This is a genomic window from Arthrobacter sp. S2(2024), from assembly GCF_036662515.1.
Lineage (GTDB): Bacteria > Actinomycetota > Actinomycetes > Actinomycetales > Micrococcaceae > Arthrobacter.
Genome location: NZ_JAYKZI010000007.1, coordinates 40,266 through 59,887 on the forward strand (window position 1 = coordinate 40,266; position 19,622 = coordinate 59,887).

Below are 19,622 nucleotides of genomic sequence, written 5' to 3' on the forward strand. Positions count from 1 at the left end.
CTTTTTGCGCGAAGAACCCTTAGGCGTAAGCGTTCACGAGGCGCACGGCGCCGCCGTCGACGCCCTTGGCGCCCTGGACGTAGTCCGGACCGCTCTTGATGATCGAGTCGGAGTCCGCGGCCACCGTACCCATGACCCACGACGGCAAGCCGCGCTCGTTGAGGCGGGCCACGGCGGCGTCGGCGATTTCGGGAGACACGATGGCCACCATGCCGACACCGAGGTTGAGCGTGCGCTCGAGGTCGGCAAGGGGAACATTGCCGAGCTCGGACACCAGCTTGAAGATGGCCGGCAGTTCCCAGGTGGCGCGGTCAACCGTGGCCACGAGGCCCTGCGGCAGGACGCGGGCCAGGTTGGCTGCGAGGCCGCCGCCGGTGACGTGGCTGAAGCCGTGCACGGCGCCGGGCGCAGTACCCAGGCCGCTGACCGGGAACGCGCGGGCGAGGTCCAGGCAATCGGCGGCGTAGACGCGGGTGGGCTCCAGCAGTTCTTCGCCCAGCGTGCGGCCGAGTTCGGAGACCTGGCGGTCAAGGGCCCAGCCGGCGTGGTTGATAACGCGACGGACCAGGGAGTAGCCGTTGGAGTGCAAGCCCGAGGAAGCCATGCCGATCACGACGTCGCCGGCGCGGACGCGGTCCGGGCCAAGCAGGGCGTCGGCTTCGACAACACCGGTAGCTGCACCGGCGACGTCGTACTCGTGCTCACCCAGCAGGCCCGGGTGCTCAGCGGTTTCGCCACCCACCAGGGCAGTGCCCGCCACGGAACAAGCGGCGGCGATGCCGCGGACGATGTCCGCGATGCGCTCGGGGACAACCTTGCCGCACGCGATGTAGTCGGTCATGAAGAGCGGCTCTGCGCCGACTACGACGATGTCGTCCACCACCATGCCCACCAGGTCGAAGCCGATGGTGTCGTGGATGTCCATGGCTTGGGCGATGGCCACCTTGGTGCCGACGCCGTCCGTGGACGTGGCCAGCAGGGGCCGCTTGTACGTGAGCAGCTTGGAGACGTCGTACAGGCCGGCGAAACCGCCGACGCCGCCGAGCACGGAGCTGTTGTGGGTCGCCTTGACGGCGTCCTTCATGAGTTCGACGGCGCGGTCACCCGCTTCGACGTCGACGCCGGCGGACGCGTAGGTGATGCCGGTTGTGTTCTCAGCGGCGGAGGATGCGGAGGTCATACAGACTCTTTCTTATCGGCGTCGGTCAGCAGGTTCTCAAACTCGGCGTCGGGTCCGGGATCGCAGCCCGTGGCGCCGGGCTTGTTGGCCGGGTCGTCCGAGTCCGCGGTTACGGCTTCGGCGGAGATGCCCGACGTCGGCAGCCCGCCGAGGTCGGTGCGCTCCAGGAGGTTCTTGCCCAGTTTGTCCGAACCCGGAAGTGCGATGGGGTACTGGCCGGTGAAGCAGGCGGTACAGAGGCGTTCGCGCGGTTGCTGGGTGGCGCCGATCATGCCGTCTTCGGAAATGTAAGCCAGCGAATCCGCTCCGATGGCCTGGGAGATTTCCTCGATGGTGGCGCCGTTGGCGATCAGTTCAGCGCGGGACGCGAAGTCGATGCCGTAGAAGCAGGGCCACTGGACGGGCGGGGAGGAGATCTTGACGTGGACGGCTGCGGCTCCGGCCTCGCGGAGCATCCTGACGATGGCGCGCTGGGTGTTGCCGCGGACGATCGAGTCATCCACTACCACCACGCGCTTGCCGCGGATCACGGATTCGAGGGCGTTGAGCTTGAGCCGGATGCCGAGCTGGCGCAGGGTCTGCGAAGGCTGGATGAACGTGCGGCCCACGTAGGAGTTCTTGACGAAGCCGTGCGCGAACGGGATGCCGGATTCCTCGGCGTAGCCCACCGCTGCCGGAGTACCGGATTCGGGGACCGGGATGACGATGTCCGCTACCTGGGTGTTCTCGCGGGCCAGCTGGCGGCCCATCTCCACACGGGACTCGTACACGGAGCGACCGGCAATCGACGCGTCGGGGCGCGCAAGGTAGACGTACTCGAAAACGCAACCGGCCGGCGTCGCTTCTGCGAAACGCTGGGAACGGACGCCGTTCTCGTCAATGGCGATGAACTCGCCAGGCTCGATCTCGCGGATGAAGCTCGCGCCGACGGTTGCCAAGGCGGACTGTTCCGAGGCGACAACCCAGCCGCGCTCGAGGCGGCCAAGGCACAAGGGGCGGATGCCGAAGGTATCGCGGGCCGCGTAGAGGGTGCCTTCGTCCATGAACACGAAGCAGAAGCCGCCCCGGATCTTGGGAAGCAGCTCAAGCGCAGTCTGTTCCAGGGTCTTGCCCTCTTCGCCTTCCAGGAGGGCGGTGACCAGGGCGGTGTCCGAGGTGTTGCCCTGCTTCATTTCTCCGGTCAGCTGACCGCCGTTGAGTTCGAGGATCATTTCCCGGAGCTCAGCCGTGTTGGTCAGGTTGCCGTTGTGCGCGAGGGCAACGGTGCCAGTGGCGGTTGCGCCCAGGGTGGGCTGCGCGTTGGCCCAGTGGCTTGCTCCGGTGGTGGAGTAGCGGCAGTGGCCGACGGCGAGGTGCCCGGTGAGGGTGTTCAGGGTTGTCTCGTCGAAGACCTGGGACACGAGGCCCATGTCCTTATAGACATTGATGCGCTTGCCGTCACTGGTAGCAATACCAGCCGATTCTTGTCCGCGGTGCTGCAACGCATACAGCCCGTAATAGGTGAGTTTTGCTACTTCTTCGCCCGGCGCCCAGACCCCGAAGACGCCACAAGCGTCCTGAGGTCCTTTTTCGTCGGGGAGAAGATCATGAGAAAGTTTTCCGTCGCCACGTGCCACTGGTCAATTGTCGCATGATGTTGGCGTGGTACTTTCCCTCACGCGACATTGTGACCCGGATCCTATGCCCCGGCGTCGTCCTCTGTGGGGCTGGGCACGGACTCGACGACGGCACGCTGGGAACGCCGCACGCTGACTTTGTCGAGGACGAGGGCCGCGACGGCGCCCAGCAGCACGCCGCCCGCGGCGAAGGACACAAGGAAAAAACCGAAGACCGCCCCCGTGTCGAAACTTTGGTCACCGGGGATCCCGTAGGCAACGAACGCGGCAACAATGATGCCGAGCACCCCGCCGAGTCCCATGAAGGGAACGAACTTCGGCGCACGGCGGACCGTGATCCCGCGGCGTTCCGGAGTGCCGTTGTCTGCCGCGGCGTTGCGTGCCGGGCTGTTGTGTGACGTGCTGTTTTGCGATGTGCCGTCGGCGTTCGCGCCCTCAGAAACCATGCCTTCCAGCTTACCGTTCCGAAGAGGTTGGTTTGTGGTCTGAAGTCAGACCATTGACAGATTGATGTGAAGTGGGTCACTATCGATGCGAGCGGTGTCGGCCCGTTCCCCCCTTCCGTTTAGAAAGAGAATAATCATGAGTGATCGTTCTACGGCAGCGAAGGTGCAGGCTGTGCAAGACGCAGATGCTGCGGCCCTCGCCGAGCTTGGCTACAAGCAAGAGTTACATCGCGGCATGTCCGGCTTCTCCAACTTCGCAGTCTCGTTTTCCATCATTTCGATTTTGGCTGGCTGCATTACCTCCTTCAGCATTGCGCTCAAGTCCGGCGGTCCGGCTGCCATCAATCTGGGTTGGCCGCTGGTTGGCGTTCTGGTCCTGTGCGTGGCGCTCTCCATGGCCGAGGTTTGTTCGCGGTACCCGACCGCCGGTGGCTTGTATTTCTGGGCCGGCAGGCTCGCCAAACGCAACAAGCGGGCCTGGGCCTGGTATGTCGGGTGGTTCAATTTCCTCGGTGAAGTGGCCGTCACGGCCGCAATCGACTTCGGCTGCGCCACAACAATGATGGCTTTCGCGGCGCTGACTTTCGGCGTTGAGCCCACCCCGGGCGGTACGTTCGCGCTGTTCGTCGTCCTCATGGTTATCCACGCCCTGCTCAACAGTTTCGGCGTCAAGATTGTCAGTTTCCTGTCCAATGTCTCGGCCTGGTGGCACATCGTGGGTGTTGCGATCATTGTGGCGGCGCTGTGGCTCATGCCCACGAGCCACCAGTCCTTTGACTGGACGATGACCGCGTGGCACAACGAAACCGGCTTCACTTTCGGGCCGTACGTCTTCCTCATGGGCCTGCTCATGTCGCAGTACACCTACACCGGCTACGATGCTTCGGCCCACGTTGCCGAGGAGACCAAGAACGCAGCCATTGCGGCTCCCAAGGGGATTGTCATGAGCGTCGTCATCTCCATCATTGGTGGCTGGATACTGCTCTACTCACTCGTCGCGGCGATCCCGGACGGCTCAGAGGAAGGCCTGACCACTCTTGGCGCTACGGCAACAGGCTTGCCCCCGGCGCAGATTTTCCTGGATGCATTGGGCAACCCCGGCGTAGCGAAATTCCTGCTGGCCATCGTGGTGGGCGCACAATTCTTCTGTGGCATGGCCTCAGTGACCGCCAACTCACGCATGACCTACGCTTTCTCCCGCGACAATGCACTGCCAGGCTCCCGCATCTGGGCCAAAGTCAACGCCCGGAGCGGCACCCCCACAAACTCCATCTGGCTCTGCGTTGGCTGCGCGATCGTGCTCGCTTCACCCGCCCTGTTCAACACCACCGCGTACTTTGCCGTAACGAGCGTGGCCGTCATTGGCCTCTACATCGCGTACATCACCCCGGTGTTGCTCCGCAGGCTCAACAAGAACTTCGTACCGGGCCCGTGGCACCTCGGGAAATGGAGTCCCGTCATCAACTGGATAGCGATTGTGTGGGTCGCCATCATCGTGATCCTCTTCGTTCTTCCGCCCGTCGCAGACATCACCATCGACACGTTCAACTACGCGCCCATCGCCGTCGTGGTCGTCTTCCTCCTTGCCACCGTGCTTTGGTACACCACGGGGCGCCGGACGTTCATGACGAGTGCCGAGCAGGAGCACCTGACGATCGACGCGGATAAGCTGCTCAACTAGCAACACACGCGGGCCGCCGGCGGTTCTCGCCGGCGGCCTCCCACCAAGGAAGGCCACCATGTTGTTCGCCGAACCGATTGAATCCCCCCTCCTGGAGACGGTCTTGCTTCCCGTGCGCGGACACATGGCTTTCGAGTCATGCGTTGAGCACTTGGGATCGGCAATCCAGTTGGGGATCTTCAAAACCGGTGAGCGCCTCCCGCCCGAGCGCGACTTGGCCGAGCGCATGCAGGTCTCCCGGGCCACGCTGCGGGAAGCGATCAGCGCGTTGCGAGCCGCGGGCTTCGTCACGACCGTCCGGGGGCGGGGCGGCGGAACCATCGTGGAACCGGTCGGCAACGCCCGGCCGCCGGAGCGCCTCGACAACAAGGACAGGCAGGGGGAAATCAGCGACATCCTCATCTTCCGTTCCGTGATTGAACCCGGGGCTTGCCAGCGGGCGGCCTCGATGCGGCTCAGCGAGGATCAGCGTCAGCTCCTGATTGATTCCTTGGCCGAGGTTGAAAACGCGGGTTCCCCGGTGGAATACAGGCAAGCCGACGCCCGCCTCCACCTGGCTTTCTCCGCTGTTGCGGGGTCGTCCGAACTCAATAAAGCCAGCACCACCATCCAGACAAAGATCCACGAGTTCCTCGCGGAAATCCCCTTTCTGCAGCGGAACATCGAACATTCAAACCAAGAGCATCGATTGATAGTGCAGGCCATCCTCGACGGCGAGCCTGCAGCGGCCCGAAGCGTCATGGAATTGCACTGCGAGTCCACTGCCGCACTACTCAAGGGACTACTGAAATGAGCAGCACTATGAACGACATTTCGAACACCGCGGACACCACTGTTCACCCCCGCAATGACCGTATGCTCACCGTTGAGCAACTCAAGGCGCGGATTGCCGAGGGCGCCATAGACACCGTGATTCTCGGCTTCACCGACATGCAGGGCAGGCTTCAGGGCAAGCTCCTTCACGCGCAATTCTTCCTGGATTCCGTCCTGGAGCACGGCACTGAAGGCTGCAACTACCTCCTCGCCGTTGACACCGAAATGAACACCGTGGATGGCTATGACATTTCCTCGTGGGAAAAGGGCTATGGTGACATGCTCTTCGACATGGATTTGGACACCATCCGTGTCCTTCCCTATCGCGAGGGGAGTGCGCTGATCCAGTGCGATCTGTCCACGACCGACGGCACTCCGGTCTCCGTTTCGCCCCGCGCCATGCTCAAGCGCCAGACGGCCAAGGCGGCCGAGCGCGGTTGGAAGGCACTTGCCGGAACCGAGCTTGAATTTGTGGTCTACAACGACTCCTACGAGCAGGCATGGGAGCTGGACTACAAGCACCTCACTCCTGCCAACCAATACAACGTGGACTACTCGCTCCTCGGATCCGGCCGCGTGGAACCCCTGCTTCGCCGGATCCGGAACGAGATGTACGCAGCCGGCATGACCGTGGAATCAGCCAAAGGTGAATGCAACTTCGGCCAACACGAGATCGCGTTCAAGTACGACGAGGTGGTCACCACGGCGGACAACCATTCCGTCTACAAGACCGCGGCCAAGGACATCGCCCATGACATGGGCCAATCCATTACCTTCATGGCCAAGCCCAACGAGCGCGAGGGCAATTCCTGCCACATCCACCTGTCCCTTCGCGGACTCGACGATGAACTGGTCTTCTGGGACAAGGCCACCGGCGCCCGCACCAAGACCTACGATCACTTCATCGCCGGGGTGCTTGCCACGATGCGGGAATTCACGCTCTTTTACGCTCCCAACATCAACTCCTACAAGCGGTTCGTCAAAGGCTCGTTCGCTCCGACGGCGGTGGCCTGGGGCCTCGACAACCGCACCTGCTCAGTGCGCCTCGTGGGCCACGGTCAGAGCGCCCGGCTGGAAAACCGGCTACCGGGTGGTGACGTCAACCCGTACTTGGCGCTGTCGGCCATGCTTGCCGGCGGGCTCTACGGAATCGAAAACGAGCTCGAACTCGAGCCCGCAACCCTTGGCAACGCCTACACCTCGGGCGCTCCCACCGTGCCGACGACGATGCGGGAAGCGCGGGATCTGTTCGCCAACTCCGTGATCGCCAAGGAAGTCTTCGGCGAGGAAGTTGTGCGGCACTACGTGAACTACGCCGACGTCGAACTGGCAGCTTTTGAGTCCGCCATCACGGACTGGGAGCTCCGCCGCGGCTTCGAAAGGCTGTAGGCGATGACTCAGAATCAGACACAGGCTCCAGGTTCAAGCCGGCCTCCTCGCATCGCGTTGACCACTTATCTTCAAAACGCGAAATGGGGGATTTGGGACGCGCGGGCAGCGGTACTGCCGGCAACGTATTTGGAAGCCGTGGTGGCGGCAGGCGGCACCCCTCTCCTGCTGCCGCCCATCGGCACCGATACTTCCGTCCTTGACCTCGTGGATGGCCTCGTTGTGGTGGGAGGCGCCGACGTCGACCCCGGAAATTACGACGCCGAGCCCCACCCGAGCACACGCAGCCAGCCCGAGCGGGACGAGCACGATATCTCGTTGACGCTGGCGGCCTTGGAGAAGGGCATTCCGCTCTTCGCGATCTGCCGCGGCGCGCAAATCCTCAACGTGGCCCTGGGCGGAAACCTCATCCAGCACGTGCCGGACGTGCTGCCCGAGGCGAACTACCAACCTGCTCCCGGAGTCTACGGGGAGGTTGAGTTCGATACTCGGCCGGGCAGCATCAGCGCGCAACTACTAGGTGAAAAGGCATCGGCGCCGGTCTATCACCACCAGATTCTTGACCGGGTTGCCGAAGGCCTTTGCGTCACCGCGCGTGCGGCGGACGGGACGGTCGAGGCCGTCGAATCGACCCAAGGAAGTTGGGCGTTGGGCGTTCAGTTTCATCCTGAACAAAATCGTTCCGACGTGCGGCTCTTCGAAGGATTCATTGAGGCTGCCAGAAGGTACCGGGACGGGGAACTCTACGCTGAGCGCCTCAACCCATCGACGGAATTCACAGCGACAGAAAAGAGCTGGGCGTGAGTGCCACAATTTTTGACATCATCAATCCGGCCACAGAAGAGTTCCTTCAAACCGTTGAGCTGGCATCCCTCGCCGAAACGGACGCGCTGATTGCCCGCGCGGCCGCTGCCTTCGAGACCTGGCGGAACGTGTCGCCGTCGGACCGGGCACTGCTCCTGCGCCGGTTCGCGGCCGCCGTCGACGCCGATCTGGAGAACCTCGCACAACTGGAAGTCCGCAACGCGGGGCATACGATCGGCAACGCCCGCTGGGAAGCGGGCAATGCGCGCGACGTCATCAGCTACTACTCGGCGGCTCCTGAGCGGCACTTCGGGCGGCAGATCCCCGTTGCCGGAGGCCTCGATGTGACGTTCCACGAGCCATTGGGCGTTGTCGGCATTATTGTGCCGTGGAACTTTCCGATGCCGATCGCGGCGTGGGGCTTCGCTCCGGCGCTCGCGGCGGGCAACACAGTGGTCCTCAAGCCTGCGGAACTTACGCCGCTGACCGCGATGAGACTCGGGGAGCTGGCGCGCGAGGCCGGCCTGCCCGATGGCGTGCTGACTATCATCCCCGGGAAGGGCTCCGTTGTGGGGGCGCGCTTCGTCACCCACCCTGCGGTGCGAAAGGTCGTCTTCACCGGGTCCACCGGGGTTGGCAAGCAGATCATGGCCGGTTGTGCCGACCAGGTGAAGCGCGTGACGCTCGAGTTGGGGGGCAAGAGCGCGAACATCGTGTTCGCCGACGCCGACCTTGAGGCCGCTGCTGCCGCAGCACCAGGCGGCGCGTTCGACAACGCCGGCCAGGACTGCTGTGCCAGGTCCCGGATCCTGGTGGAAAAATCGGCCTACGACAGCTTCTTGGAGCTTCTCGAGCCCGCCGTTCGGGCTGTCAAAGTCGGCGACCCGGCGGATGAAAGTACCGTCATGGGGCCCTTGATTTCCGCCCGGCAAAGGGAAACCGTTGCAGGCTTTGTGCCCTCGGGAGCGCCCATAGCCTTCCAAGGCGACGTGCCCGAGGGGCCGGGATTCTGGTTCCCGCCCACGGTCCTGGCTCCCGACTCCTTCGACGACCCGGCAGTGCGGGAGGAGATCTTCGGACCGGTCGTCGTCGTCGTTCCCTTCAACGACGAGGCGGACGCCGTCCGGATTGCCAATGACACCGAATACGGCCTCTCCGGATCGATCTGGACCCAAGACATTGGCCGGGCCTTGCGCGTGGCCCGCGGGGTGGAAGCCGGAAACCTCTCGGTGAACTCCCACTCTTCAGTCCGGTATTCGACGCCGTTCGGCGGCTTCAAGCAATCGGGCCTGGGCCGCGAACTGGGTCCCGATGCCCTCGATTCCTTCAGCGACGTAAAGAACGTCTTCATCGCGCACTGAACCCACCAACTTTGGAAGCCCCATCATTCAAGGAGAGATCACCATGACCGAATTCATTTCACACCGACTCAAGGACCGCACTGCCGTCATCACGGGCGGCGGCAGCGGGATCGGCCTGGCCACCGCAAAGCGTTTTGCCTCGGAGGGTGCCAACGTGGTCATCGCCGATATCGATCCGGCAGCCGGAGAAGCAGCCGCGGCCGCCGTCGATGGCATCTTCGTGAAGGTCAACGTCACAGACGAGCAGGAAGTCATTGACCTCTTCGCCGCTGCCAAGAGCCACTACGGCAGCGTCGATATCGCGTTCAACAACGCGGGCATTTCGCCGCCGGACGATGCATCCATCCTCGACACCGGAATCGACGCCTGGCGCCGGGTCCAGGAGGTCAACCTGACGAGCGTCTACTACTGCTGCAAATACGCGCTGCCTTACATGTTGGAGCAGGGCAAGGGCTCGATCATCAACACCGCGTCCTTCGTGGCCGTGATGGGTGCGGCGACCTCGCAGATCTCCTACAGCGCCTCCAAGGGCGGCGTGCTGGCCATGACCCGTGAGCTCGGCGTCGAATTCGCGCGCAAGGGTGTGCGAATCAACGCGCTGTGCCCGGGACCGGTCAACACTCCGCTGCTGAAGGAACTCTTCGCCTCCGATCCGGAGCGGGCCGCGCGGCGCTTGGTCCACGTGCCCTTGGGCCGCTTCGCCGAGCCCGAGGAACTGGCCGCTGCGGTCGCCTTCCTGGCGAGCGACGACGCCTCGTTCATTACCGCTTCGACCTTCATGGTTGACGGCGGAATCTCCGGAGCCTACGTCACGCCGATCGACTAGCGGAAGCTTCCAGGTCGGTTCCCCACTCCAGTGGTGGGTGGGGAACCGATGGGTTAGCTGCCCCGGTACGTGGAGAACGCGAAGGGGCTGAGCAGGAGCGGCACGTGGTAGTGCTCACCGGCGTCGGACACCGTGAAGCTCAAGTCCACCTCCGGGAAAAAGGTGTCAACGCCTTGTGCCTTGTAATACGGACCGGTCGCGAAGTTCAAGCGGTAACTGCCGCCGTCGACCCTCTCAGGGCCAAGGTCCTTGATCCGGCCGTCCGCGTCTGTGGTGCCGCTAGCTACGTGGCGCCAGTTGTCGCCGTCGCGCACGGAGAGAACGACGGCGACGCCGGCCGCCGGGCGCCCGGAACCGGTGTCCAGGATGTGGGTGGTGATCTGGGAAACACTCATTTGCTGGGTTCTCCTTCGCTGCTCCCGCTGTCTTCGCTGATCATGCCGGCAAGACGCAGCAGGGCGATTTCGCGCAATTGTCCGGCCACGATCTGGTCTTCTTCTTCCGCGGTATGGGTCAGGCGCTCGTGGAGGGAGGCCAGGATGTCGTTGGCTGTCCGTCCTGCTGCCCGGATGAGGAAGACGCGGCCGAACTTGGCCTCGTACTCTCGGTTGCCTTCGGCCAAAGCGGTGACGACTCCGTCATCGCCGGGGTCGACGCCCGCCTGTTCGGAGCGCGACATCGCGGCTTCGGTGGTCTGCGCCTTGGGTCGTTCGCCGATCCGAGGGTGGTGGGCCATCGCGGCCGCCACTTCGTCCGACGTGAACGGCTCGGCGGTTTCCCGGGCGAAATCGAGCAAGGAGTCCAAGCCGCTGAACGGACGCGCATCTGCGACGTGCTCCACCCAACGCTGGATGTCGAGGCATGGGCGGAGGACGTCGATGGCGTCCGCACGGTCCACGCTGTTGAATACTTCAAGCTGCATGCTTGTTCATTCCTCGTGCGAGTGCTGGCATCCATGGTGTTGGCTATGCGGAACTCCGGCGATTCCTGCCGGATGGACCTGCGCGCCTCCGCACTCCAGGCCTTCCACATCATGGAACTGTTATTTCAGCATACGTAATAGTGAATCCAATGACAGCCGTGGTGTCAAGAGAATACCGCACCCCGGTCCTCCCTCCTTCCCGCTTTGGCCTCTCTGCGACGCTCGCTCACTTATGCCGCCGTTTCCCGAAACGCTCGCTCACCTTCGGTGGGTTCTACCGAAACGCTCGCTCACCTTCGGTGGGTTCTACCGAAACGCTCGCTCACCTTCGGTGGGTTCTACCGAAACGCTCGCTCACCTTCGGTGGGTTCTACTGAAACGCTCGCTCACCTTCGTCGCCTGGTGGACAATGTCAGCAACGAGCCAAAGGAGTTCCGTCATGCCAGAGGTCCTGACTTCCCGGTATCTGTTCGGGCCGGGTCCCAGCAATTGCTATCCGGAAGTGACGGCCGCATTGGCGTATCCGGTGATCGGGCACCTGGATCCCGTGTTCATCGAGCGACTGGACCGGACATGCGCGGGGCTTCGGACGGTGTGGGGGACCCGGAATGCCCGCACCCTGCCATTGAGTGCCACTGGTTCCGGCGGCATGGAGGCTGCCTTTGTTAATACAGTGTCCGACGGCGACGTGGCAGTAATTGCCGTCAACGGGCTTTTCGGGGAGCGCATGTGTGAGGTCGCCCGGCGGTGCGGTGCCACGGTGGTCCGCGTCGACCATGAATGGGGCCAACCGGTGGATGCGGAGCGGGTCCTCGCCGCGCACCCCCATCCCAAGGTGATTGCCGCTGTCCATGCCGAAACCTCCACGGGTGTCCTGTCCGACGTCGCGCCCCTTGGCGCCGGCAAGGGCGACGCCTTGCTGATCGTGGACGCGGTGACGTCCATCGGCGGACTGGAACTCCTGTCTGACGACTGGGGGATCGACGTCGGGTATGCCGGGACGCAGAAGTGTTTGGGAGCGCCCCCTGGCTTGTCCCCGTTCACAGTGTCCGAGCGCGCTTTCGAGCGGCGCATCAAGGAGCCGCGTTCGTGGTACCTGGATATCGGCCTTCTGGGTGGGTATGTTGGCGCGGCGAGTGGCAGCCGGACGTATCACCACACGGCGCCAGTGACCATGATCGCGGGGCTAGAGGCGGGACTTGACCGCATCTTGGCCGAGGGGCTCGCGGCTGTTCAAGCGCGGCACCGTGCCGCCGGGGCCGAGTTGCGCGACGGCCTCGAAGCGATGGGGCTCGAGCTGTTTGCCGCGGAGGGCTCGCGATTGCCGAGCCTCACCACGGTCAAAGTGCCCGACGGCGTGGACTCGGCCGCCGTCCGCGCCTACCTTCTGGAGAACTTCAGTATGGAAATCGGCTCCGGGGCGGGTGCGTTTACGTCGACCGTTTGGCGGATAGGCATGATGGGGCCGAATGCCAACAGGGCGTCGGTGAAGCTCGTGCTTGGCGCGCTGGAAGAAGCGATCGCGAAGGCCTGACCCTCGCTCACATATCGACGCTCATGCCGTGACGCCCGCTCACATATCGACGCTCATGCCGTGACGCCCGCTCACATATGAAGGCAATTCCGAAATGCCCGCTCACTCCTGGCCGAAAATAGAGAGTCCTCCTGCAGATCATGATCTGCAGGAGGACTCTCTATTTGGCCTCATAGGTGAGCGAGCGTCGACCCGGGAGTCGTCATAGGTGAGCGGGCGTCGACCCGGGAGTCGTTATAGGTGAGCGGGCGTCGGCCCGGACGGCCTTGTTTGTGAGCGGGCGTTACAGGCCGAGTTCGGCCTTCAGGGCTGCTACGTGGCCTTGGGCCTTGACCTGGTACTGGGTCAGCTTGACCTTGCCTTCGCCGTCGAGCACTACGGTGGAGCGGACCAGTCCGTCTACCACTTCGCCGTTCACGAGCTTCTCGCCCCAAGCACCGTAGGCGAGGGCCACGGCGTGGTCTTCGTCGGAGAGGAGCGGGAAGGTCAGGGAGAAGTCGCCGGCGAAGTGTGCGATCTTTTCCGGGGCGTCGGGGGAGATGCCCAGGACTTCGTAGCCGGAGGACTGCAGGCTGGCAAGGCTGTCGCGGAAGTCGCAGGCCTCGGTGGTGCAGCCGGGGGTGGCGGCTTCCGGGTAGAAGTACACGATGACGTTGCGTCCGCGGTAATCGGACAGGGAAACTTTCTGGCCTTCGGAGTTAAGCAGCGCGAAATCGGGGGCCTGGGTTCCGGCGAGGAGTTTCTGGGTCATGTTGCGATCCTTGACTTGTCGGGCAACCGCCGTGGCCGGCGATCAATCTAATGGTGTAACGGGCTGCCTAGATGCAGTATTCCGCAGGTCCGCGGACGGTGGAGCCTGGTCCGGGCACGAACTGGTAGCCGCCTCCACGCACCGTGGCGATGACATGGCGGGCTGAGCCCAGCTTGCGCCGGACGCGTCCAACATACACGTCGATCGACCGAAATGCCGCGCCGGGACAGTCAAGTGACTCCAAAAAGCGTTGCAATTCTTCACGTGGGATGGGGCGGGACAGGTTTTCCACGAGGTAGCGGAGGAGGCTGTGTTCCATCGCGGTGAAGCTGACAGGCACACCGTCGAGGAGGACGGTATTCGCGGCCAGGTCTACTGCCACGGTGCTGCGTCGTCCGGCCAGGGAGACCGGCGACGGAGCGGTTGCGCGGTTTTCGGCGTCGGGCACTTCCGACGCCGAACCGCCGTCGGACGCTGCCGCACCGTCGGACGAGCCGGAAGAATCACCGGACGTTGCAGCTCCGGCGGCGGGCCAAAGGAGGACTTCCGCCCCCGGAGCAAGTTTGCGGGCCCGGGCCAGGACCGCTTCAGCGGCCCGGGCCCAAACCTCGGGATCGATCTCGCGGCCTTCGCCGGGCTGTACCCACACGGCGAGTCCGCGCGGGTGCATCCCGGGCCGAACCAGTCCGGGCCGAAGCGCGGAAGGCCGGGGGGCGGGCTGGTGCCGCGAGGCGTTGAGCCGTGCGGGCAGTTGCCCGTACGGGGCATGGACGTTGACGGCCATGGCTTGGCCTTACACGCCGCCGCGGCGAATCAGCTTGCCGCTGGGCGTCCGGCCGTCGATCTCGCTGCCGCGCAGGTACGTTTTGCGTACGACGCCGGAGAGCGCCTTGCCGTCGTACGGCGTGATCGGGTTCTTGTGCTTGAGCTTCTTGACGTCGACGACGAACGCGTCATCGGGCGCGAAGATGGAGAAATCAGCGTCGTACCCGAGCGCCAGCTGGCCTTTATTGTGCAGGCGGGCCAAGGCGGCAGGCTTCTCGGACATCCAGGAAACCACCTGCTCCAGGGTGATGCCGCGGTGCCGGGCTTCGGTCCAGATCAGAGAGAGCCCCAGCTGCAACGAGGAGACCCCGCCCCAGGCCACGGCGAAGTCGCCGTTTTCCAGGTCCTTCAGGTCAAGCGTCGAGGGCGAGTGGTCCGAGACGATGCAGTCGATGGTGCCGTCCTGTAGGCCCTGCCAGAGCAGCTCGCGGTTGGAGGCCTCGCGGATGGGCGGGCAGCACTTGTACGCGGTGGCGCCGTCGGGGATTTCCTCGGCCATGAGGGTGAGGTAGTGCGGGCAGGTCTCAACGGTGAGGTGCACGCCGTCGCGCTTTGCCGAAGCGATCATCGGGAGGGCGTCCGACGACGAGAGGTGCAGTATGTGCGCACGTGCACCGGTCCAGCGGGCCCTTTCGATGACCTCCGCGATCGCCTTGTTCTCGGCGCCGCGGGGGCGGGAAGCAAGGAACGTGGAGTAGTGTGCGCCGCCGGGGTGGGGTGCGTGGTCGATCGCGTGGGAGTCTTCGGCGTGGACGATCATGAGGGAGTCGAAGGACTTGAGCTCGGCCATGTCCTCTTCCATCTCGTCCGCGTCGAGATGCGGGAACTCGTCCACGCCCGAGTGGAGGAGGAAGCACTTGAAGCCGAAGACGCCCTCGTCGTGCAACGGGCGGAGGTCCTTCTTGTTGCCCGGAATGGCGCCGCCCCAGAATCCGACGTCCACGAAGGCCTGGTCCTCGGCAACTTCGCGCTTGAGCTTGAGGCCTTCCACGTTGGTGGTGGGCGGGATGGAGTTCAGCGGCATGTCGATGATGGTGGTGACGCCGCCGGCTGCCGCAGCGCGCGTGGCGGAGGCGAAGCCTTCCCATTCGGTGCGGCCGGGCTCGTTGACGTGAACGTGGGTGTCAACGAGGCCGGGGATGAGGGTTTCGTCGTCGCCGAGCTCGATGATTTCGGTGCCCTGCAGGCCGTTGCCCAAAGGCTCGATAGCGACGATCACGCCGTTGCGGACGCCGACTTCGCGAGCGGTGATACCGGCGGTGGTGAGGATGCGCTGGCCGCGGATGACCAGGTCAAACGGGCCGTGTGCCGTGGTGGTTTCTTCAGACATGGAGTTGCTCCTTGGTCTCGGTTCGCGCTGCGTCTTGGGTGGATACCGCTTTTTCAGAGAGGCGCACGCCGATGTGCTTACCCAATTCTTCAAGCAGCGGCCCTGCTTCAGCTATACATTTCTCTACATTGGATTCGAGCTCGGTCAATGCGTGGACCGACTCGAAACCGGACTCCGAAAGTTGTTCCGGGCTCAGCGTACTGCGGCCGCAGACGGCAATCACGGGGATCCCCGAACGCGCCGCCGCCCGCGCCACGCCCATCGGCGTTTTGCCGAGCAGGCTTTGTTCGTCAAGGCTGCCTTCGCCGGTGATCACCAGGTCCGCGCCGGCCAACCGCTGCTCGAGTTCAGTGAATTCGAGCACGACGTCGATGCCCGGCCTGCGTGCCGCGCCCAGCGCCGCGATGGCGATGTAGCCGACGCCGCCTGCCGCACCAGCGCCCGGAGCCTGTGCGGCGTCCTGGGCTTCGGAGCCGATCTCGTTGGCGAGGACCTGGACGAAGTGGGCCAGAGCCGCGTCGAGCGAGGCGACGTCGTCCGGCGTCGCGCCCTTCTGCGGTCCGAAGATCGCGGCGGCGCCGGTGCGGCCCAAAAGGGGATTGTCGACGTCGGACGCCAGGACGAACTCGGTGACCTCCAAGCGGACGTCGAGGTTCGAGAAGTCGATCCGGTCCAGGCGGGCCAGGGCCGCGCCGCCGCCGGGGAGTTCGTTCCCTTCGGCGTCGAGTAGGACGGCGCCGAGGCCTTGCAGGACGCCGGCGCCGCCGTCGGTGTTGGCACTCCCGCCGACGCCGAGGATGATGTGCCGGCAGCCGAGGTCCAGGGCGGCGCGGATGAGTTCGCCCGTGCCCAGGCTTGTGGAGCTCTTGGCCGTTTCGGTAGACGGGGCGCTGCCGTCGCCGAAGCCCGGCAGCACCGCAAGCCCGGAGGCCGCAGCCATTTCAATGACGGCTTCCTCGCCGCGGACGGCGAACTCGGCCGTGATCGGCTGGCCCGTGGGTCCGGTGACCGTCGTGCTGCGGCGGGTGAAGCCGGAGCCGACGGCGGCGTCGAGAGTCCCCTCGCCGCCGTCGGCCACTGGAATGAGCGTGGTTTCAAAGCCCTCGGCTGGCAAACTCGCCGCTGCGCTGCCAGCGGCAAAACCTGCCCGCAATCCGGCGCTCAAGCGGCTGGCGACCTCGGGAGCTGACAGCGATCCCTTGAACTTGTCCGGGGCTATGACCACACGCATTCCGTACCTCCTTCAGTACTTACTAGTCCAGCATCGAGATGATCGAAGTGGGGGCGTCCGCCCCGCGCTCGGCCAGATCTTCGAACTCGTTCACACCGTTGATTTCAACGCCCATGGAGATGTTGGTGACCTTTTCAAGGATCACTTCAACCACCACGGGAACCTTGAACTCGCCCATGAGCGCCTTGGCCTTGTCGAAGGCGGCAGGCAGGTCGGACGGGTTTTCCACGCGGATGGCCTTGCAGCCCAGGCCTTCGGCGACCTTGACGTGGTCCACGCCGTAGCCGTTGGTTTCCGGGGAGTTGATGTTCTCGAACGCCAGGGACACGTTCTGTTCCATGTTGAAGCCGCGCTGCGATTGGCGGATCAGGCCCAGGTACGAGTTGTTCACCACCACGTGGATGTACGGCAGGTTGAACTGTGCGCCCACGGCCAGCTCTTCGATCATGAACTGGAAGTCGTAGTCACCGGACAGGGCAACAACGGTCTCGTCCGGCTTGCCGCGAACGACGCCGAGGGCGGCCGGGGCGGTCCAGCCCAGGGGGCCTGCCTGGCCGGCGTTGATCCACTTGCGCGGGCCGAACACGTGCAGCAGCTGCGCACCGGCGATCTGCGAAAGGCCGATGGTGGACACATACGTGGTGTCCTTGCCGAACGCCTTGTTCATCTCTTCGTACACGCGCTGCGGCTTGATCGGCACGTTCTCGAAGTGGGTCTTGCGCTGCAGCGATCCCTTGCGGGCGGTGCACTCGGCGACCCAAGCGGAGTAGTCCGGCAGGGACTTCGCTGCCTGGCGCTCGCGTGCCAGCTCGATCAGCCCGTCCAGCGCCGCACCGGCGTCGGACGCGATACCGAAGTCCGGCGAGAACACGCGGCCGATCTGCGTGGGCTCGATGTCGATGTGCACGAACTTGCGGCCCGCGGTGTACGTGTCCAGGCCGCCGGTGTGGCGGTTGGCCCAGCGGTTGCCGATGCCGATCACGAAGTCCGAGGCCAGCATGGTCTCGTTGCCGTAGCGGTGCGAGGTCTGCAGGCCCACCATGCCGGCCATCAGCACGTGGTCGTCCGGGATGGTGCCCCAGCCCATGAGGGTGGGGATGACCGGAACGTTCAGCAGTTCGGCCAGTTCAACCAGCTGCGCGGAGGCACCGGCGTTAATGATGCCGCCACCGGCGACGATCAGCGGGCGCTCAGCCGCGGTGAGCATGTCCAGCGCCTTTTCCAGCTGCTTGCGGCTGGCCTTCGGCTTTTCGACGACGATGGGCTCGTAGGCGTCGATGTCGAACTCGATCTCGGCCATCTGCACGTCGAACGGCAGGTCCAGCAGGACCGGGCCCGGACGGCCTGAGCGCATCAACTGGAAAGCCTTCTGGAAGGCGCCCGGAACCTGGCCCGGTTCCAGGATGGTCATGGCCATCTTGGTGACAGGCTTGGCGATGGACTCGATGTCCACGGCCTGGAAGTCTTCCTTGTGCAGCTTGGCAACGGGGGCCTGGCCGGTGATGCAGAGCATGGGGATGGAATCTGCCCAGGCTGCGTACAGGCCGGTGATCATGTCCGTTCCTGCAGGGCCCGAGGTGCCGATGCAGATACCGATGTTTCCGTCCGCCGCACGGGAGTAGCCGTCAGCCATGTGGCTGGCGCCTTCAACGTGGCGGGCCAGGGTGTGGCGGATGCCGCCGTGTGCCCGCATCGCGGAATAGAAGGGGTTGATTGCCGCGCCTGGCAGGCCGAACGCCTCGATGGCGCCTTCCTTTGCCAAGATGGCGACGGCTGCGTCTACAGTGCGCATCTTCGTCATGGTGTGCTCCTTGAAAAGTCTGTTTTTGCCCGCTTCGGGCGGATTTTTGGGTGTGTCTGGGGGAGCCGGCGTCGGAAATGCCCGACGCCGGCTGCTGGTTTTCGCTTGTTTCCGCCCTTTGGGGCGGGCGGCTTACTTGCGGCCGCTGAGCTGGAGGACCTGCTTGAAGAGGCCGGAGTGGTCGAGTCCGCCGTCGCCCTGGTTGACAGTGGCGGCGACGAGCTGTGCGACGACGGCGCCGAGCGGGATTGCGACGTTGGCTTCGCGGGCTGCGGAGGTGACGATGCCGAGGTCCTTGTGGTGGAGGGCCAGGCGGAAGCCGGGGTCGAAGTTGCGGTCGAGCATCTTCTGGCCCTTCTGGTCGAGGACCTTGGAGCCGGCCAAGCCGCCGCCGAGGACCTTGAGGGCTGCGTCCGTGTCCACGCCGTAGGCCTCAAGGAAGGCGATAGCCTCGCCGAGGACCTCGATGTTGACGGCCACGATCAGCTGGTTGGCTGCCTTGACGGTCTGGCCGGAGCCGGAGGGGCCGACGTGGACGATGGTCTTGCCGACGGCGTTGAGGACATCCAGTGCTGCTTCGAAGTCGTCTGCGTCGCCGCCGACCATGATGGAGAGGACGGCGTCGATGGCACCCTGTTCGCCACCGGAAACCGGGGCGTCGAGCGGGCGGATGCCGGCGGCGACGGCGTCTGCCGAGAGGCGGGCCGCGACGTCCGGGCGGATGCTGCTTGCGTCGATCCAGAGGGTGCCCTTCTTCGCGTTGGCGAAGACGCCGTCCGGGCCGCTGACGACACCTTCGACGTCGGGGGAGTCCGGCACCATGGTGATGACGACGTCGGCGTCCTTGACGGCGTCGGCGATGCTCGTGGCACCCTTGCCGCCTTCGGAGACGAGCTTGTCGATCTTGTCCTGGCTACGGTTGAAACCGGTGACGGAGTGGCCGGCCTTGACCAGGTTGATGGCCATGGGGAGGCCCATGATTCCGAGTCCGATAACTGCAACGTTGCTCATGATTTTCCTTACTGAAGTCTTTGTTTTAGCTCAAGTGTGCTGGACCCAACTAGCTCGCAGTTGATGTCGTTTTGAGGGCTCTAAACGACATCAACTGCTAC

General features: G+C 64.4%; 18 protein-coding genes. 7 read left to right on the top strand and 11 right to left on the bottom strand.

Going from position 1 to position 19,622, the window contains the following annotated elements:
• Positions 1-19: 19 nt before the first annotated feature.
• The 3 genes from purM to VLA65_RS14760 form a co-directional block, all read right to left on the bottom strand.
• Positions 20-1,180: a phosphoribosylformylglycinamidine cyclo-ligase gene (purM, locus tag VLA65_RS14750; protein WP_236813108.1), complete on the bottom strand. Its 1,161-nt coding sequence runs from the start codon at positions 1,178-1,180 to the stop codon at positions 20-22.
• Entirely contained in the window at positions 1,177-2,796 is a 1,620-nt protein-coding gene (purF, locus tag VLA65_RS14755; protein WP_284991916.1) for an amidophosphoribosyltransferase, read from the bottom strand. Before purF ends, purM begins: the two co-directional genes overlap by 4 nt.
• 62 nt (positions 2,797-2,858) lie before the next feature.
• On the bottom strand, positions 2,859-3,242 hold the full coding sequence (locus VLA65_RS14760) for a hypothetical protein (protein WP_306962021.1): 384 nt from the start codon (positions 3,240-3,242) through the stop codon (positions 2,859-2,861).
• Positions 3,243-3,378: 136 nt separating this feature from the next.
• Between VLA65_RS14760 and VLA65_RS14765 the strand changes: the two genes are divergently transcribed.
• From VLA65_RS14765 to VLA65_RS14790, 6 genes are read left to right on the top strand one after another with little or no spacing between them, the layout of a single operon-like run.
• Positions 3,379-4,923 (top strand): amino acid permease, encoded by a 1,545-nt coding sequence (locus VLA65_RS14765; protein WP_332602946.1) that lies wholly within the window; start codon positions 3,379-3,381, stop codon positions 4,921-4,923.
• 58 nt (positions 4,924-4,981) lie between these two features.
• A complete protein-coding gene (locus VLA65_RS14770) occupies positions 4,982-5,716 on the top strand; it encodes a FadR/GntR family transcriptional regulator (RefSeq protein WP_284752949.1) in 735 nt (244 codons plus the stop codon).
• The gene (locus VLA65_RS14775; protein ID WP_332602947.1) at positions 5,713-7,125 is read left to right on the top strand and encodes a glutamine synthetase family protein; all 1,413 of its coding nucleotides are present in this window, start codon (positions 5,713-5,715) and stop codon (positions 7,123-7,125) included. The genes VLA65_RS14770 and VLA65_RS14775 overlap by 4 nt, the downstream gene beginning before the upstream one ends.
• A gap of 3 nt (positions 7,126-7,128) precedes the next feature.
• On the top strand, positions 7,129-7,929 hold the full coding sequence (locus tag VLA65_RS14780; protein ID WP_059389935.1) for a gamma-glutamyl-gamma-aminobutyrate hydrolase family protein: 801 nt from the start codon (positions 7,129-7,131) through the stop codon (positions 7,927-7,929).
• Positions 7,926-9,290 carry an aldehyde dehydrogenase family protein gene (locus VLA65_RS14785; RefSeq protein WP_332602948.1) on the top strand — a complete coding sequence of 455 codons (1,365 nt, stop codon included), beginning with the start codon at positions 7,926-7,928 and terminating at the stop codon, positions 9,288-9,290. Before VLA65_RS14780 ends, VLA65_RS14785 begins: the two co-directional genes overlap by 4 nt.
• 43 nt (positions 9,291-9,333) lie before the next feature.
• Positions 9,334-10,116, top strand: coding sequence for a 3-oxoacyl-ACP reductase (locus VLA65_RS14790; protein WP_171983479.1), 783 nt, complete (start codon positions 9,334-9,336; stop codon positions 10,114-10,116).
• 53 nt (positions 10,117-10,169) lie between these two features.
• Here VLA65_RS14790 and uraH read toward each other — a convergent pair whose 3' ends face one another.
• A complete protein-coding gene (uraH, locus tag VLA65_RS14795; RefSeq protein WP_265979873.1) occupies positions 10,170-10,511 on the bottom strand; it encodes a hydroxyisourate hydrolase in 342 nt (113 codons plus the stop codon).
• On the bottom strand, positions 10,508-11,038 hold the full coding sequence (uraD, locus tag VLA65_RS14800) for a 2-oxo-4-hydroxy-4-carboxy-5-ureidoimidazoline decarboxylase (RefSeq protein ID WP_332602949.1): 531 nt from the start codon (positions 11,036-11,038) through the stop codon (positions 10,508-10,510). Before uraD ends, uraH begins: the two co-directional genes overlap by 4 nt.
• A 439-nt stretch (positions 11,039-11,477) precedes the next feature.
• On the opposite strand from uraD, the gene VLA65_RS14805 reads away from it, so the two are divergent.
• Complete coding sequence (locus tag VLA65_RS14805; protein ID WP_332602950.1) at positions 11,478-12,572, top strand: pyridoxal-phosphate-dependent aminotransferase family protein; 1,095 nt, start codon at positions 11,478-11,480, stop codon at positions 12,570-12,572.
• Between the two features lie 283 nt (positions 12,573-12,855).
• Here VLA65_RS14805 and bcp read toward each other — a convergent pair whose 3' ends face one another.
• From bcp to VLA65_RS14835, 6 genes are all read right to left on the bottom strand, one after another.
• Entirely contained in the window at positions 12,856-13,323 is a 468-nt protein-coding gene (gene bcp, locus VLA65_RS14810; protein WP_306962004.1) for a thioredoxin-dependent thiol peroxidase, read from the bottom strand.
• Between the two features lie 67 nt (positions 13,324-13,390).
• Positions 13,391-14,107, bottom strand: coding sequence for a winged helix-turn-helix domain-containing protein (locus VLA65_RS14815; protein ID WP_332602951.1), 717 nt, complete (start codon positions 14,105-14,107; stop codon positions 13,391-13,393).
• A 9-nt stretch (positions 14,108-14,116) separates the two neighbouring features.
• Entirely contained in the window at positions 14,117-15,478 is a 1,362-nt protein-coding gene (gene allB, locus VLA65_RS14820; RefSeq protein ID WP_306962000.1) for an allantoinase AllB, read from the bottom strand.
• Positions 15,471-16,709, bottom strand: a complete 1,239-nt coding sequence (locus tag VLA65_RS14825; protein WP_332602952.1) for a glycerate kinase — start codon at positions 16,707-16,709, stop codon at positions 15,471-15,473. Before VLA65_RS14825 ends, allB begins: the two co-directional genes overlap by 8 nt.
• A gap of 22 nt (positions 16,710-16,731) precedes the next feature.
• A complete protein-coding gene (gene gcl / locus VLA65_RS14830; protein WP_307055490.1) occupies positions 16,732-18,510 on the bottom strand; it encodes a glyoxylate carboligase in 1,779 nt (592 codons plus the stop codon).
• Positions 18,511-18,642: 132 nt separating this feature from the next.
• The gene (locus VLA65_RS14835) at positions 18,643-19,521 is read right to left on the bottom strand and encodes a 2-hydroxy-3-oxopropionate reductase (RefSeq protein WP_284991930.1); all 879 of its coding nucleotides are present in this window, start codon (positions 19,519-19,521) and stop codon (positions 18,643-18,645) included.
• Positions 19,522-19,622: the final 101 nt, after the last annotated feature.

What these genes read in the sequence shown, in the direction of transcription:
- purM (WP_236813108.1), bottom strand. Translation starts at nt 1,180, where the DNA reads ATGACCTCCGCATCCTCCGCCGCTGAGAACACAACCGGCATCACCTAC.
- VLA65_RS14760 (WP_306962021.1), bottom strand. Translation starts at nt 3,242, where the DNA reads ATGGTTTCTGAGGGCGCGAACGCCGACGGCACATCGCAAAACAGCACG.
- VLA65_RS14765 (WP_332602946.1), top strand. Translation starts at nt 3,379, where the DNA reads ATGAGTGATCGTTCTACGGCAGCGAAGGTGCAGGCTGTGCAAGACGCA.
- VLA65_RS14770 (WP_284752949.1), top strand. Translation starts at nt 4,982, where the DNA reads ATGTTGTTCGCCGAACCGATTGAATCCCCCCTCCTGGAGACGGTCTTG.
- VLA65_RS14775 (WP_332602947.1), top strand. Translation starts at nt 5,713, where the DNA reads ATGAGCAGCACTATGAACGACATTTCGAACACCGCGGACACCACTGTT.
- VLA65_RS14780 (WP_059389935.1), top strand. Translation starts at nt 7,129, where the DNA reads ATGACTCAGAATCAGACACAGGCTCCAGGTTCAAGCCGGCCTCCTCGC.
- VLA65_RS14790 (WP_171983479.1), top strand. Translation starts at nt 9,334, where the DNA reads ATGACCGAATTCATTTCACACCGACTCAAGGACCGCACTGCCGTCATC.
- uraH (WP_265979873.1), bottom strand. Translation starts at nt 10,511, where the DNA reads ATGAGTGTTTCCCAGATCACCACCCACATCCTGGACACCGGTTCCGGG.
- uraD (WP_332602949.1), bottom strand. Translation starts at nt 11,038, where the DNA reads ATGCAGCTTGAAGTATTCAACAGCGTGGACCGTGCGGACGCCATCGAC.
- VLA65_RS14805 (WP_332602950.1), top strand. Translation starts at nt 11,478, where the DNA reads ATGCCAGAGGTCCTGACTTCCCGGTATCTGTTCGGGCCGGGTCCCAGC.
- bcp (WP_306962004.1), bottom strand. Translation starts at nt 13,323, where the DNA reads ATGACCCAGAAACTCCTCGCCGGAACCCAGGCCCCCGATTTCGCGCTG.
- VLA65_RS14815 (WP_332602951.1), bottom strand. Translation starts at nt 14,107, where the DNA reads ATGGCCGTCAACGTCCATGCCCCGTACGGGCAACTGCCCGCACGGCTC.
- allB (WP_306962000.1), bottom strand. Translation starts at nt 15,478, where the DNA reads ATGTCTGAAGAAACCACCACGGCACACGGCCCGTTTGACCTGGTCATC.
- VLA65_RS14825 (WP_332602952.1), bottom strand. Translation starts at nt 16,709, where the DNA reads ATGCGTGTGGTCATAGCCCCGGACAAGTTCAAGGGATCGCTGTCAGCT.
- gcl (WP_307055490.1), bottom strand. Translation starts at nt 18,510, where the DNA reads ATGACGAAGATGCGCACTGTAGACGCAGCCGTCGCCATCTTGGCAAAG.
- VLA65_RS14835 (WP_284991930.1), bottom strand. Translation starts at nt 19,521, where the DNA reads ATGAGCAACGTTGCAGTTATCGGACTCGGAATCATGGGCCTCCCCATG.